The organism is Mesobacillus subterraneus (genome assembly GCF_000934845.1).
GTDB lineage: Bacteria > Bacillota > Bacilli > Bacillales > Cytobacillaceae > Mesobacillus > Mesobacillus stamsii.
On record NZ_JXIQ01000117.1, the window covers coordinates 1 to 16246 of the forward strand.

Genomic DNA, 16246 nt, shown 5'->3' on the forward strand with positions numbered 1-16246 from the left:
TCTCCCACCTACTCATTGGGCTTTAGCCCTTCCCGTTCCTTGAGGATGGGAGACTTCTTTCGGAAATCCGTTAAATAAAGGGCACTGTCTACTTGATTGTCGTTTTTTCTTTCTCGTTGATCTGTTCTTTCATCCGCAGTTTCTCGCGTTCTAGGATCGGCTTTAGGTAGCGGCCCGTATAGGATTCCTGTACTTCGGCAATTTTTTCGGGAGTGCCGCTGGCGATGATCGTGCCGCCGCGATCTCCGCCTTCCGGTCCAAGATCGACGATATAGTCGGCAGCTTTGATGACATCCAAATTATGTTCGATTACCAGCACAGTGTCCCCATTTTCGACAAGACGCTGGAGGACGACAAGCAGGCGGGATATATCATCCACATGCAAGCCGGTCGTAGGCTCATCAAGAATATAAAGCGAACGTCCGGTCGAGCGCCGGTGCAGCTCGGATGCAAGCTTTACACGCTGGGCTTCTCCGCCGGAAAGGGTAGTCGCGGGCTGGCCGAGTTTAATATAGCCGAGGCCGACATCGTAAATCGTCTGCAATTTTCTGGAAATCTTCGGAATATTGGCGAAGAATTCCACTCCCGCTTCCACCGTCATCTCCAGGATATCGGAAATATTTTTCCCCTTGTACCTCACTTCCAAAGTTTCGCGGTTGTAGCGCTTGCCATGGCAGACTTCACAAGGAACGTAGACGTCAGGCAGAAAATGCATTTCGATTTTGATGATGCCGTCGCCGCGGCAGGCTTCACAGCGTCCGCCTTTGACATTGAAGCTGAATCGCCCTTTTTTATAGCCGCGCACCTTCGCTTCATTCGTCGATGCAAACACGTCACGGATATCATCGAACACTCCGGTGTAGGTGGCCGGGTTTGATCTTGGCGTACGGCCGATTGGCGATTGATCAATATCGATGACTTTTTCGAGGTGATCAACCCCTTTTATTTCCTTAAACTCTCCGGGTTTGCTTTTTGCTCGGTTCAGCTTCATTGCTAGTGATTTATGAAGGATTTCATTGATTAGCGTACTCTTGCCGGAACCAGATACCCCCGTAACCGCGATGAAAATTCCAAGCGGGAATTTCACATTGATATTTTTCAGGTTGTTTTCCTTTGCGCCTTTGATTTCAATATAGCGTCCGTCTGGTTTGCGGCGCTCGACTGGAAGGGGAATGAATTTTTTTCCCGAGAGATACTGGCCCGTAAGTGAGTTTGGATCGGCCATGACTTCTGCTGGCGTTCCTTGGGAGATGATTTCCCCGCCATGGACACCAGCACCAGGGCCGATATCGATCAGGTGGTCCGCAGCAAGCATTGTATCCTCATCATGTTCGACCACGATCAACGTATTGCCAATATCCCGCATGTTTTTCAGCGTAGCAATCAGCCTGTCATTATCGCGCTGATGCAACCCGATAGAAGGTTCATCCAAAATGTAAAGCACACCTGTTAGCCGCGAGCCAATCTGGGTTGCCAGCCTGATCCGCTGGGCTTCCCCGCCGGATAGCGTTCCGGCAGCTCGACTCAGCGTCAAATAATCCAGGCCAACATTGATCAGAAAGCCGAGCCGCTCGGTAATTTCACGAAAAATCATGTTGGCAATTTTCATTTCTTTTTCGGAAAGTTCAAGGCTCTGGAAAAATTGAAGTGCCTCCTCCACCGATAAAGCTGTCACTTCTCCAATATGGTGGCCGTCAACCAGGACAGCTAACGTTTCCCGTTTCAGTCTGAATCCTTTGCATGTCGGGCAGGCATGCTCGCCCATATACTTCTCCATCTGTTCGCGTATATAGTCCGAGCTTGTTTCCTTATAACGACGTTCGACATTCTTCAACACGCCCTCAAAAATAAGATAATTTTCCCGGACTTGTCCCCAATCATTTTCATACCGAAAATAAATCCGGTCTTTGTCTGACCCATACAGAATTTTTTCCAATTGATTGTCGGGCAGATCTTTGACCGGAATATTCATGTCAATTCCATAGTGAGTGCAGACCGCCTCTAACAGCTGCGGATAGTATTGCGAACTGGTTGGCTCCCACGGGGCGATCGCATGCTGCTTCAATGTCAATTCCTTGTTTGGGATCACCATGTCGACATCCACCTCGAGCTTTGCGCCAAGCCCATCGCATTCTGGGCAGGCGCCAAACGGGCTGTTGAATGAGAACATTCGCGGCTCCAGCTCGCCGATGGAAAAACCGCAGATTGGACAGGCATGGTTTTCGCTGAACATCAATTCTTCCTTGCCGATTACGTCAATCAGCACATTGCCTTCGCCCAGCCTGAGCGCCGATTCAAGGGAGTCCGCCAAACGTGCAGCAATCCCTTCCTTGACAACAATCCGGTCGATGACGACTTCAATGGAATGTTTCTTGTTTTTTTCCAGCTCGATTTCGTCATCTAGATCAAGCATGTCTCCATCCACGCGGACACGGACAAAGCCCTGCTTTTTTACATCCTCCAACACTTTCGCATGGGTACCCTTTCGGCCAGACACGATTGGTGCCAGGATTTGCAGCTTCGTTCTTTCCGGGTATTCCAGCACCCGGTCGACCATCTGTTCAATCGTTTGGGATGTAATTTCTATCTTGTGAATCGGGCAAGTTGGTCTTCCCACCCGTGCGAATAACAGTCGTAAATAATCATATATTTCCGTCACCGTTCCCACGGTGGAACGCGGGTTTCGGCTTGTTGTTTTCTGATCGATTGAGATGGCCGGAGACAATCCTTCAATTGAATCGACATCCGGCTTATCCATCTGACCGAGGAACTGACGGGCGTACGCAGATAAGGACTCCACATAACGGCGCTGTCCTTCCGCGTAAATCGTGTCGAACGCCAGCGATGACTTCCCTGAACCGGAAAGTCCTGTCAAGACAACAAGCTTGTCTCTCGGAATGGTGACATCGATATTTTTCAAATTATGGGCTCTGGCGCCTTTGACAATCAGTTTATCCATTGCCATATTATCGTCATCCTTCCGCTTTCAACTCAAGAATGAGGTCACGCAGCTCTGCCGCCCGTTCGAAATTGAGCGCTTTTGCTGCGTCCTTCATTTCTTTTTCCATATTTAAAATCACTTTCTCACGATCTTTCTTTGTCAGCTTCTTCAGTCCTTCGGCCGGGCTGTAAACTTCCATGTCCTCGGCAGCAATCGTCGCACGAATCACGTCGCGGATGCTTTTCTGGATCGTTTGCGGTGTGATGCCGTGCTTTTTGTTGTATTCCTCCTGAATTTCGCGGCGGCGCTTTGTAACACTGATCGCCTTAGTCATCGAATCGGTCATCTTGTCGGCATACATGATAACATGGCCATTTGCATTCCGCGCCGCTCGTCCCATCGTCTGGATGAGCGATCTTTCGGACCGGAGAAAGCCTTCCTTATCGGCATCGAGAATCGCCACGAGCGAAACCTCTGGAATATCCAATCCTTCCCTTAAAAGATTGATCCCGATGAGGACATCGTATTTTCCGAGCCGCAGTTCACGGATGATTTCAATCCGCTCGAGCGTTTTGATCTCTGAGTGCAAGTACTGGACCTTGATGCCGATTTCCTTTAAGTAATCGGTCAGGTCCTCGGACATTTTCTTCGTCAAAGTCGTCACCAGTACGCGTTCATTCCGCTTTGCCCGCTCCTGAATTTCACCGATCAGGTCATCGATCTGGCCCTCAATCGGCCTAACATCAATTGTCGGGTCGAGCAATCCAGTTGGACGGATGATTTGCTGGACCATTTCTGGTGTATGTTCCAATTCATATGGACCCGGTGTCGCCGAAACGAACACTGCCTGTTTGACATGTTTTTCAAATTCAGCAAAAGTCAGCGGACGGTTGTCCATGGCAGACGGCAGTCGGAAGCCATGGTCAACCAGCACTTGCTTACGCGCCTGGTCCCCATTGAACATTCCCCTTACTTGTGGCAAGGTAACATGCGACTCATCGACAACAAGTAAAAAGTCTTCAGGAAAATAATCGAGCAATGTGTAGGGAGTCGCACCTGCCGGCCTTAAGGTCAGATGGCGCGAGTAATTTTCAATTCCGGAGCAGAAGCCCATCTCGCGCATCATCTCAAGATCATACCTTGTCCGCTGTTCCAGTCTTTGGGCTTCCAGCAATTTTTCCTCAGACCGGAGCACTTCCAGTCGTTCTTCCAGTTCTTTTTCAATGTTTTCAATGGCAATTTTCATTTTCTCTTCGCGGGTAACGAAGTGGGATGCCGGAAAAATCGCCACATGATCCCGTTCACCGATGATCTCGCCAGTAAGGGCATCCACCTCGCGGATCCGGTCAATCTCATCGCCGAAAAATTCAATTCTCATGCAATGCTCATCGCGCGAGGCTGGGAAAATCTCGACGACATCTCCGCGCACACGAAACGTCCCGCGCTTGAAGTCAATATCATTCCGTCCATACTGGATATCGACGAGCTTGTGAAGCAGTTTATTCCTCTCGATCTCCATGCCGGTCCGCAGAGACACGACCATGTCACGGTATTCATCTGGATTACCAAGACCGTATATGCAGGATACGCTGGCAATAATGATGACATCCTTGCGCTCAAACAACGACGATGTAGCCGAGTGACGAAGCTTGTCAATCTCATCATTGATGCTTGCATCTTTTTCAATGAAGGTATCTGTCTGCGGCACGTATGCTTCCGGCTGATAATAATCATAGTAACTGACGAAATACTCCACCGCGTTGTTCGGAAAAAATTCCTTAAACTCGCTGTAGAGCTGGCCAGCAAGCGTTTTATTGTGGGCGATGACAAGCGTCGGCTTGTTCACTTCCTGGATCACATTCGAAATAGTAAATGTTTTCCCTGTTCCCGTCGCACCAAGAAGCGTCTGATGCTTCTTGTTCGCGCGTATCCCTTTCACTAGCTCTATTATTGCCGCAGGCTGGTCTCCCTGCGGGGAATACTTCGAGACTAATTCAAATTGGTCCTTCACAGAAAAGCCTCCTGTACTGTAATTCTTTCTTAATAAAATAAGAACCTTCTTATATATAATCCATACACAGTTGTCAAAAAGTCATATCCTCATTCTACCACAAAGTAGGCAGAACAAACCACTAAAAAGCGAACAAGCATTCGAATTTTTGCTTTTTCATCATGATGCTGTAACAGCAAAAACCTGTCGAATAAAAATCGACAGGTTTATTCAGCTATTTCTTGTTCCGCCTTCTCATCTGACTAGCCAGAAAAAAGCCAACGGTCAGCGAGAAAGCGTCCACGACAATGAGCAGGAAGGAGTCCGTATAGCCTTTATAAACCGAAGCCGCAATCAATGCGACCGTCAATACAAGGGCAAGCACATGGTTATAGGCAACCCGCGCAAAAAACACGACCATGAAACCAGGCAGGAACAGTGCGGATAAATATTTCAGCAACACTGGAAAAACACCTCATTCAGAGTGAACTTTTTTCTAGCAGACTTTATCTATGTACAAAATATAGCTTTTTTAGCAGTAGGTTACAAGAATTTATCCATTAAAAAAGAGAACAGGCCAATTTCTGCCTGTTCTCCTTAGTGGGTCAATTTAGGAATGCATGATAGTAGCGGGTCATCGCCACTGCGAAATCACCGCGCGTATTTTTGACTGTTGGCCTGAAGCTTGCTGTGACTGTTGGTTCTAAATCATATGGCCCCTGTGTGACAGCGAAGCTCGCATTAAGAATATTCAGGTCCAGCGCGATTTGAACATAACCTTTCAGCTGTTCGGGCACTTCTGCTCCATCTGAAATGGCAATTCTTTCGTCCTTGTACTGGACAGTCAGCTGACCAGAGAAGTCTTCCGCTTGTTCTTGCATGCCCAATGCCTGAACGAGTGAGTACGCCAACTCAGCACGTGTCACTCCATCCTTAGGGGCAAATTTCCCATTTCCCTTCGGAAGGATGACCCCATTTTGGATTTGCTGCTTGTCACGAAACGAAGCACCCTTTGCTGCGACTGCTTCTGCAAATGGAAGAGTGGATTCCGAAACATCTGAGAAACTTGGTGCTGCTGGGAGAGATTGCTTGATTTCAGCGCCCATCACCAAGTATTTTGCCAGCTCTGCTCTCGTTAAAAATGCATCTGGTTTGAAGGCACCATTGGAGAAGCCGTCCAATAACCGTTCGTTCACTCCCATTTTTATCGCTTCTGCTGCTGGATGTCCGGCAATATCATTTAATCCAGAGAAGCCGCTAACTTTCGTGAACGCCATTTCTCCTTTTACCGTTTCAGGCAGTGCGACGCCAAGTGGGTTGGCATCCACACCACGAAGTCCGCGGATTTCAGCCTTCCATGCACCAGGTTCAGGCGATGTGACCGAAACTGTCCGATCATAATAGAGCGGGAACAGCAAACTTACACCAGAACTGTATTCCGTTCCATCCGGGGCGATCAGCACTAGATTAATAGTGTTGCCCGTCTGCTCCATCAAACCTGCCCCGTCTACTTTGGCGACAAGGCTGGATACACCTGCTTCCACTGCGAATTCATATTGGTTATCCGAAACAAAGGTGAGCGGATTATAATCAACCGAAAATTCCTTCCGCTCTGTTTCGGCGTCCACATTGCTGTAGAATGTCTGGGTTGAGTTAAGGGTTGATCCATAAGCCGTTCCATTGAATGCATGATCAATGGCTGTATAGGCATTCACATAGCCTGCGCCAGCTTCCCAAGTTTCATAGCCTGGCATATTCGTAGCGGTCTGTTCAAGAATCAATTTGATTTCATCCGGCGACAATAGCGGATTGGCTTCGAGCATCAAGGCGACAATTCCGGCAACATGAGGAGTTGCCATCGATGTGCCGCTCATAGTTGTGTAATAAGGCAGGTACCCTGTTTCGATTGTTTGCACATCCTGGTCGACTGCCAGCGAGGATACGGGAGCGAGGACGCGGGTCGAAACGATATCCACCCCTGGAGCGGTCACAGTCGGTTCATCCTTCCATGTCCAATCCTTGCCGTCGATTGTAAAAGTACCGCCGACACCCTTCGTGCCTCTTGATGAGAAGTCTGCAAGGGTTCCGTCTTTGACTCCAGCAGCAACTGAAATGACCCACGGAGCTTTTGCGTATGGGTTATGCGTGTTCTCTCCTGGCCCTTCATTCCCTGCCGCAAAAAGAACCGTAATTCCGCGGTCATGTGCTTTTTTGCTGGCAATATTGATTGGGTCGTTAGGATCAAAGTCTCCTGAGGAACCCCAGGAATTCGTGATGACGCGAATATTGTATGAAGACTGATGGGTAATCGCGTAGTCAAAACCGCCGATGCCATCAAGGACAAATAATGCTGCTCCTGAACCGTAGCCAATTAAATCCGCACCCGGGGCAGCGCCTTCATACTTTCCGCCAGACATCGCGCCCGTTCCGCCTACCGTGCCGGCTACATGTGTACCATGTCCTGAATTTGTATCCGTATTAGGGACGTTTTCCTGATAAGTGATCGGCAGCAAGCCTGGGGCTAAGGCATTCAAATTCGTCTGCGCCATTACATTCTGGACGAGATTTTTGCCGAACTCGATGTCCTTATGCGTGCCGTCTACACCACTGTCATTCACGACGACTCCTACTCCTTTTCCTGAAACAGGCAGTCCGCCGTTCGCCTTGCGGAAGCCGTCGTCTGTTCTCGCTTTATCGACACCCGTGATCGCTGTCGCATCTGCGTTGAAGTAAGTGAGCTTTTTGTTCATATAAATCGATTGAACTTCCGGATCGGCCGCCAGTTTTTCAATTTGAGCCTTTGTCGCGATCACTCCGACAATCGGCAAGGATTTCATGCTTACTCCCGTTTCGATTCCGAGCGTTTTTAACTGAGCTAGCTGGGAACTAGTTGGTGCACTGTCTCCCTTGAAAGTGACGATGACTTGCAGGGAGCTTGTCGTGTCCAATGCCTTGGTAACAAGCGGGTCTATGACCGCCAGACTACTCGCCTTCCCCTGGGGAGCTGCAAAAATCGGGATCATCAACAGGAATGCCAACAACAGATACAGATAACGTTTCATCGTATTCTCCTCTCCATTTTTCATCTTTCTTCCTTTATTATCATCAAATCGCTACTGCAAAACCATTCTTCAAAGGTTATAAACTTATTTTCCGTAATGTCTATTTTGGCCTCATACAAAAGTAGTAGCTTAGATAGTGTTTTTTCCAAAATAAGGACATCCTATATTTCCGCAAAGTTGATTTTTTATGGAATTCGCTTTGTTTAATGATCCAAAATACCGGTTACTTCCTGTACTTGTTGATCCCCTATCTATCATTCTCTTTAAAAGCTGCATTTACTGCATTGTAGGCATTCACATACCCAGCACCAACTTCCCAATCAGCGTAATCCGGCATGGCTGTTGCGGTGTTTTCAAGAATCGACTTTACCTCGGCTGGCGACAGCACCGGGTTCGCTTCCAGCATCAGAGCAATTATGCCGGCGACATGTGGAGCGGCCATCGATGTTCCACTCATCGTTGTATAAAATGGCAGATAGGCAGGCTCAATATATTCGACGTCCGAAGTTGCACCAAGCGCGACCAGTGGGCTGATTACTCTAGTAGAAATAATGTCGACACCAGGGGAAGTCAACGTTGGCTGGTCTTGCCACTCCCAAGACTTGCCGTCGACTGTAACAGTCCCTCCCCGGCCATCTTCCCCGCGTGAGGAAAAGTCTGCAAGCTTGCCCGATTTATCTCCGGCAGCAACGGTCACTACCCATGGTGCCTTCTTGTAATTTCCCGAAATGGTTTTTTCATCCGGGCCTGAATTTCCTGCAGAGAATACCGTGACAATCCCGCGGTCATACAATTTCTTGGTTGCGATATTAATAGGATTAGATGGATCAAAGTCAGTGCCGGCGTCCCCCGTGTCTCCCCAGGAATTGGTAATGACGCGAATATTGTACTGCTGCTGATGGGTCAATGCATAATCAAAGCCGCCGAGTATATCAAGCATCGCCACCGCAGCTCCTGATCCGTAGCCAATCAGGTTCGCACCCGGGGCAACCCCTTCGTATTTGCCTCCGGACATTTCGCCAGTTCCGCCGACAATCCCGGCAACATGAGTACCGTGCCCCGAGCTGGAATCCGTATTCGGTACACCCTCCACATAGGTGACGGGAAGCAGAGCGCTGAGCGCATTCAAATTAGTCGATCCAAGTACATTTTGGACGAGATGCTTGCCAAATTCCAGATCCTGATGGGTTCCGTCCACGCCGCTGTCATTAATGACGACGCCAATCCCTTTGCCTGTTACCGGCAATCCGCCGTTTCGCTTTCTCATGCTGTCATCTGTCCGAACCTTGTCGACGCCAGTTAGGTCGGTCGCTTCCGCATTTTCGTATGCCAGCCTTTTGTTTAGGTAAATCGAAACTACCTGGTCGCTCTCTGCCAACCTGTCCATTTGCGTTTTTGTCGCCACTATTCCGGCAATCGGCAGGCTTTTCAATGTCAAACCATTGGTGATGCCAATTTCTTCAAGAAGCTTCACTTGTCCTGGCAGCACTCCCTGATCACTTTTAAACGTAACAATCGCTTCCACCGGGCCCTCAGCTGATAAAAGGACTTTGGTCAACTCAGCGTCTATTACTGCTTTTTCAGGCTCTACCGCCTTAGTCGTGGTCAACGGAACAATCGAAGCAAAGACCATAGCAACCACAAGAATACCGGATAAAAATACAGTTTTCCACTTCATTCAGTTAGTCAGCTCCTTCGCTATTTTTCTTAATATTCCCACAATATTTACGTAAAAACCATTCTGCATTGGGTTTAAAAAATAATAACCTCCGTACTAATCTTTGATACTACCAAAGTAGTATCAATCAGGCACCGCGCCATCCAAATAAAAATTTTAACCTGGGGGGGTTCTTGACAACTTTTCGCTCTGCACACCCAAACCTGTCAAAATAACGAGGCTTTCTTGACAACTTTTCGTTCTGCACTCGCAAACCTGTCTGATTCTACAAAGAGAAAGAGAGCCCTTTTTTAGAGGACTCTCTCTATGCTCAGATCGATGTCGGCGGGATGGGGACGAGCTGGTGCTGGACGGCATGGATAACTACTTGGGAACGGCTTTTGACATTCAGCTTTTTAAAAATTTTGCTAACGTGGATTTTCACGGTTTTGTCGCTAATGAACAGGCGGTCGGCGATCTCTTTGTTGCTTAGTCCTTCCACGAGACAGAGCAACACCTCTCTTTCCCTCTCCGTCAGCGTGTTGTCCTGCTGCTCCGTCTGTTTTTGCTGATGGAAGGCTAGTAGCTTTCTTGTCATCGACGGATGGATGACCGATTCGCCCCGGGCAACGGTCCGGATTGCCTCGACAACTTGGTCGGATGGCGCATCCTTCAATAAATAACCATCCGCTCCTTCACGAATTGCGGACATAAAGTATTCCTCGTGGCTGTGCATCGTCAGCACAAGAATTTTAATATTCGGGTACTTCTTTTTTAAAATGCCAGTAACTTCGACGCCATTTTTCAATGGCATGTTGATATCCATCAGGATCAAGTCCGGCTTGCATTTTTCCACTTGTAAAAGGGCTTCGTCGCCAGAGACGGCTTCCCCGACAACTTCAATATCATCTTCAACGGACAAAATATTGCGGAGCCCATCGCGCAGTACAGCATGGTCATCCACTAGCATGAGCCTGATCATCATTGCTTTCCCCCTCCACTCCCATTTTTGGAACGGCGATGCTTACTTCCGTTCCCGAGCCTTCCTTGCTGTCAATTTGCAAGGAAGCATTGATTTTTTCAGCGGCATCGTTCATTTGCAGGATCCCGAAATGCGGCTGGCTCCTGGCTTCGAGCATCGCCTGGAACAGCGAGAATCCTTTGCCGTCATCCTTGATTTTCAAAAGGATATGCTCGGATTGATAGCTTAAGAGAATTTCAATTTTCGTAGCCTGTGAATGCTTGATCGCATTATGCAAGCTTTCCCGGAAGGTATCGAACAGAACCTTTTCCACCATCGGGCTGAGCTGCTGCTCCTGTCCTCTGATTTCAAACTGGATGGCCTGCCCGTACTCCTTCTGGGCCGCTTCGATTTTTCGCAAAATCGCTTCTGCGAGCGTCGCTTTCTGGGTAGGATATGGCCGCAATGCATAAATCGACTCGCGGACTTCCTTCAGGCTATCCCTGAGGCCGAGGACACTTTCATCGACAAGCTTCCTCGTCTCTTCCGGATTTTTGCTGAACTTCTTTCCGGCAGTTTCGAGCTTCATCACTGCTCCAGCAAGCGTCTGGGCGACACCATCGTGGATATCGCGGGCAATCCGGTTTCGCTCTTCAAGAACAATCCGCTTTTCTTTTTCGGTAAAAAGCATCCGTGTTTTGATGACGACGGCAAGTTGGTTTGAGAGCGTCGCAATCGATTGGACGTCATGGTCTTCAAAGCTTTTTGTTCGACTCCGGGCCACAATGAACATCCCGATCGTTTCGTTCTCGATGACTAGCGGCGAGTAAACAAAAGCCTTTACATCTTTTTCAAAGCAAGCAGAAGCAACTCCAGCGTCCTTCTTACGATCATTGTAAATCATCGGGCATCGCATTCCCGCAAATTCGGCAAAAGCCTCTGCTAACAGACCGCAGTCTGCAAGCGTCCTGCCATCCTTGAAGCTCACCTCCCAGTCCCCTTCCTTTTTGATCCATAGGATACTTGCCTCGGCGCCAATCAGTTCATTGAAGCTTCCCTTCAATGCGGAAAGCCAGTCCTGAGAGGGAAGCATTTGGTTCAACTGCGATGTAATTGAAAAAAGTAGCTTCAGCCGATTCTGCTCTCTTTTCAGCCTCGCGATCGTTGCACTTAACAGCGAGATCCCGACAAGCGGCGAAAAGAAAAAGAAATAGGCAAACACATCAATTTCGCCACGGTTTTCGCTGCCGACAATATACAAAGTAATTCCGTACACGAGTGAGATCGCGGCACTATTCAGTTCCGTAAGCGATTTTTGCCTCCAAGACTGAAGCGAATAAGGCTGTGGCCTGATGAGCAATACAAGGTCGACAATCAGATTATTGATGATGACATAGACAGCAAGCAGGAAAAAGTAGCGAATGATTCCCTGAAAAATTGGATCCACTGCCAGTTGTTCCAGCTGGTATTCTGCCCCAGACAATATCGCTGCGGCCAAATAAAAACTGAGCACAAGCTGAGCAGGATTGAACAATACCGTCCGGAGGGGCCTTCTGTGCAGCAGGTTGACGATCAATACGGCAAAAGCATAGACGAGTGCGGTGCAGGAAAACCCATACAGTAAATACAGCACATAAACGACCGGGAAGGTAATCGCCGTATGACCTCGCCACACCGGCATTGGGTAGTACTCGCTAATCAGCAAAAACATCAGCAAAAGTGCCAGAACAACAGGTTCATGAGGTGTCTCCCATTTTCTAATGGAGAAAATGATGAGCAGCCAGCCGATCAGCGTAACGGAACTCATGAACAGCTTTGCATACCCCTCCCTTTTTCGCTTCATTTAGGTCACCTCACCACGTTTTAGAATTTTCAGTTAATTAATTTTATACTAGCAGATTTGATTATACAAATAAAACCCACTCACTGGCCAAATGGGGGTGCCACTAGCCAATGAATGGGCCAAACTCACGAAGAGTTTCGTTGAATTCCATTATGACAATATCCTTAGAGGATAACCATTCATCAAACGGGGTATTTATATAGTACGAAAGTGTTACGGGCTGTTTTTTCTCTACAAAAAATGCATATTTTCCTGATAGATTGAAGAGGACGTTTATGAGGTATGATAAAAAAAGAACAGCAAAGGAGGCGCATAAATGAAAAAAGTAATCATAACCGCAATCGTTGTTCTTGTCTTGGTCATTGGGGGCGGATGGATTTTCATGAGAATGATGAGCGGCGGTGCTGGCGGAAATATGCCTGGCCAGGGAGGCGGCATGATGGGCAGCGGTTCTGGCGCTGTTGAAAATAGGAAAACCAACAATTTTTCAGGAGAAGAAAAGCCGCTGCCCATTCCGCCACTGTTGGAAGACGAAAATCCTGACCCGAACAAAGCGGAATTCACGCTTGTAGCGCAAACAGGGTCGATGGAATTTTTAAAAGGAAAGCCAACCGACACCTTTGGCTACAATGGAAATTATTTAGGGCCGGTGATTCGTGTCAAAAAAGGCGACGATGTTTCGATTAAAGTCAAAAATGAGCTTGATGAAGCAACAACTTTGCACTGGCACGGTCTTGAAGTGGATGGCGAGGATGATGGCGGACCAAATAGCGGAATCCAACCAGGGACCACATGGAATCCGCAATTCACCATCGACCAAAACGCAGCAACATTGTGGTATCACCCTCACCTGCTACATAAAACAGGTGAACATGTGTACAAGGGGCTTGCAGGGTTATTTATTATCGATGATCAAGATAGCGAGCAGCTGGATCTCCCAAATGAGTATGGCGTCAACGATATTCCGCTGATTGTTCAGGACAAGCAGCTCGATGAAAATGGCCAATTTGCCTACAATCTCGGAATGCAGGATGTGATGATGGGTCTCCAGGGCGATACGATTATGGTCAACGGCGCCATCAATCCCTATGTCGAAGTGCCGAAGGGCAAGGTTCGATTCCGGCTGCTAAATGGCTCGAATGCAAGGATCTACCAATTTGCTTTAAGCAACAGCCAGGATTTCTATCAAATTGGAACCGACGGCGGATTACTGGAAGAGCCGGTTAAGCTTAGCAACCTGATTTTGAGTTCGGCTGAGCGGGCGGAGCTAATTGTTGATTTTTCCAGCTATAAAGAGGGCGAAACCGTCGAGCTGACAGATCAGGGGCTTCCATTTCTGAAATTTGTCGTTACCGGCGAGGAAAAAGGACCAAAAGAGCTTCCTGCCCATTTAGTGGACATACCGCAAGTGGATGAGTCCATGGCTACAAACACGAGAAAATTCGTCATGTCCGGCATGGGCCAAAACGTCACGATCAACGGCAAACAAATGGATATGGACCGAATTGATGAGAAGCTCAAGCTCCATGATACCGAGATTTGGGAGATTACGAATGATGGCATGGGGATGATGGGCAATAACATGGGGATGGCCCACCCATTCCACGGCCATGGAACCCAATTCCTCATCCTCGACAGAGACGGCAATCCACCGCCGCCAAACGAACGCGGCTGGAAGGATACCATTTTGGTTTCCCCAGGGGAAAAAGTCAGAGCTATTGCGACATTCGATCACAAAGGACTGTTTATGTATCACTGCCATATTCTTGAACACGAAGATGCAGGAATGATGGGACAGTTCACCGTTGAAGAGTAAGACTTCGGGGACTGGAATGATTTACGCCTAAGAAAAGAGTAAGACTCCGGGGACTCCGGAGTCTTTTTGCTACCCAACCAAAAGATGTATGCCTAAAGCGAACCCAAAGATTATCGCAATTGCCTGATGGACTTTTTTAAAGGTTTGATACTTCCTTCCTTTTGCCCGCTTGTCCAGGAATAAGCCAACAGTCACGAGAATCGCAAAACCAATCAAAGTCGCTAATCCGCTGTAGACGCGCTGCCATTCTTCGTTTGCCTGCAGGAAAAAATAAGATCCATGTGCAAGCGCGGCGGAAAATGCAGCCCAGCCAATCATGGTATGATGCTCTCTTAACAGCTTGAAAACAACCTGTACCCACTTCGAAAATTCAAATTTACGTTTTTTCAATTGCCGGAGTAACAACCTGACAATCCATAATCCAAATGCAGCGATTGCTCCAATTTCAGCTATCGTTCCACCTTTTTTAAAAAGCGCGCTCATAACATCTGTTTCCCCAGTAATAAACCCGAGGATGAACATTGCTGAAAACACGGCAATAACGGTGTAACCTCCGATTTTGATCCATCTTCCCGGCATTCCGCTTTCCTCCTTTTTCTCTCCATAAGTTCATTTTTACACCGTTCCTGAAAAATATGCCAGCTTTTACACCCAGATAGTCTCGATTGGATTTTTGTTTTCAGTTAGGTAGAATATTGAGGGAAGGAGACAAAGAAATGACAAAGAAAAAACCTGTTACATTCCAGTCGCTGCTTGAAATCTTAATCGTTTCGACGAGACTTGGGCTGACTTCCTTCGGCGGGCCCATTGCCCATCTCGGTTATTTCCATGAAGAATATGTCCGTCGCAGAAAGTGGATCGATGAAAAGAGCTATGCCGATTTAGTGGCTCTTTGCCAGTTTCTTCCTGGTCCCGCGAGCAGCCAGGTAGGAATTGGTATAGGATTGATGCGCGGTGGTTTATTTGGAGGATTGTTCGCCTTCCTCGGATTCACACTGCCTTCTGTCTTGGTGCTCATCCTCTTTGCGCTGATTTTGCAAGGATACGAGGTTGGCGACGCTGGCTGGATCCACGGGCTGAAAATCGTTGGCGTCGCTGTTGTCGCACAAGCGATCCTCGGAATGGCACAGAAGCTCACTCGCGATTTGCCGCAAAAAACAATTGCATTATTCGCACTGACTGCCAGCTTGCTGTCGCAGTCAGCGTACACGCAAATTGGCGTGATCCTTGCCGCTGGAGTTATTGGCTCCTGGCTATTCAAATCCCGCAACAAAATCGAGGATAACAGAATGACTTTTTCCATCTCCAAAACGGTTGGTTATGTTAGTCTCGCTTTGTTTTTTGGCTTGCTTGTCCTTCTGCCGGTGTTGCGGGAAACGACTTCCCTTAACGCAATTGCCATGTTCGACAGCTTTTACCGTTCAGGATCGCTCGTGTTCGGAGGCGGACACGTCGTCCTTCCTCTGCTAGAACGCGAAGTCGTCCCGACAGGCTGGCTCAGCGAGGAAGCCTTCCTTGCCGGATATGGCGCAGCTCAGGCAGTACCAGGACCCTTGTTCACCTTTGCAGCCTATATCGGGGCGGTCATCAGCGGCTGGAAGGGCGGCTTGCTCGCGACGGCAGCGATCTTTCTGCCAGCCTTCCTGCTGATCGTCGGTACACTGCCATTCTGGGAGGCATTGAGACGAAACAGCAAAATTAGCAATGCCCTTATTGGCGTAAATGCAGCTGTTGTCGGCATCCTGATTGCGGCCTTCTACGATCCGATCTGGACAAGTTCGATTCTCGCGCCGATCGATTTCGTATTTGCAGCAATTTTGTTCAGCATGCTCGTATATTGGAAGCTTGCACCGTGGATTATTGTCTGTACCGGGGCAATTGGCGGAATGATATTGTCTATCCTTTTTTGAAGAAAAGCACAGGGCGCCTTGGTCAGCCCCGACAAGCGCTGCCCGCCGATAACGCCACGTCCTGTG

10 protein-coding genes are annotated in these 16246 nt (G+C 48.3%); 2 read left to right on the forward strand and 8 right to left on the reverse strand.

Annotated elements, in window-relative coordinates; genetic code table 11:
• Nucleotides 1-88 precede the first annotated feature (88 nt).
• The 7 genes from uvrA to UB32_RS14870 all read right to left on the reverse strand — a co-directional run bounded on the left by uvrA (nt 89) and on the right by UB32_RS14870 (nt 12454).
• Nucleotides 89-2965: an excinuclease ABC subunit UvrA gene (gene uvrA / locus UB32_RS14840; RefSeq protein WP_044394996.1), complete on the reverse strand. Its 2877-nt coding sequence runs from the start codon at nt 2963-2965 to the stop codon at nt 89-91.
• 7 nt (nt 2966-2972) lie between these two features.
• A complete protein-coding gene (gene uvrB, locus UB32_RS14845) occupies nt 2973-4952 on the reverse strand; it encodes an excinuclease ABC subunit UvrB (protein WP_044394998.1) in 1980 nt (659 codons plus the stop codon).
• A 214-nt stretch (nt 4953-5166) separates the two neighbouring features.
• A complete protein-coding gene (locus tag UB32_RS14850; RefSeq protein WP_044395000.1) occupies nt 5167-5394 on the reverse strand; it encodes a CsbA family protein in 228 nt (75 codons plus the stop codon).
• A 142-nt stretch (nt 5395-5536) separates the two neighbouring features.
• Nucleotides 5537-7993: a S8 family serine peptidase gene (locus tag UB32_RS14855; protein WP_084221862.1), complete on the reverse strand. Its 2457-nt coding sequence runs from the start codon at nt 7991-7993 to the stop codon at nt 5537-5539.
• A gap of 247 nt (nt 7994-8240) precedes the next feature.
• Nucleotides 8241-9671, reverse strand: a complete 1431-nt coding sequence (locus UB32_RS14860; protein ID WP_052807058.1) for a S8 family serine peptidase — start codon at nt 9669-9671, stop codon at nt 8241-8243.
• A 310-nt stretch (nt 9672-9981) separates the two neighbouring features.
• Entirely contained in the window at nt 9982-10632 is a 651-nt protein-coding gene (locus tag UB32_RS14865) for a response regulator (RefSeq protein ID WP_044395016.1), read from the reverse strand.
• Complete coding sequence (locus UB32_RS14870) at nt 10607-12454, reverse strand: GAF domain-containing sensor histidine kinase (RefSeq protein WP_044395003.1); 1848 nt, start codon at nt 12452-12454, stop codon at nt 10607-10609. Before UB32_RS14870 ends, UB32_RS14865 begins: the two co-directional genes overlap by 26 nt.
• A 316-nt stretch (nt 12455-12770) precedes the next feature.
• On the opposite strand from UB32_RS14870, the gene UB32_RS14875 reads away from it, so the two are divergent.
• The gene (locus tag UB32_RS14875; protein ID WP_044395005.1) at nt 12771-14270 is read left to right on the forward strand and encodes a multicopper oxidase family protein; all 1500 of its coding nucleotides are present in this window, start codon (nt 12771-12773) and stop codon (nt 14268-14270) included.
• Between the two features lie 69 nt (nt 14271-14339).
• On the opposite strand, the gene UB32_RS14880 is transcribed toward UB32_RS14875, so the two are convergent.
• Nucleotides 14340-14849 carry a hypothetical protein gene (locus UB32_RS14880; RefSeq protein WP_044395007.1) on the reverse strand — a complete coding sequence of 170 codons (510 nt, stop codon included), beginning with the start codon at nt 14847-14849 and terminating at the stop codon, nt 14340-14342.
• Nucleotides 14850-14986: 137 nt separating this feature from the next.
• On the opposite strand from UB32_RS14880, the gene UB32_RS14885 reads away from it, so the two are divergent.
• Complete coding sequence (locus tag UB32_RS14885) at nt 14987-16180, forward strand: chromate transporter (RefSeq protein ID WP_044395009.1); 1194 nt, start codon at nt 14987-14989, stop codon at nt 16178-16180.
• Nucleotides 16181-16246: the final 66 nt, after the last annotated feature.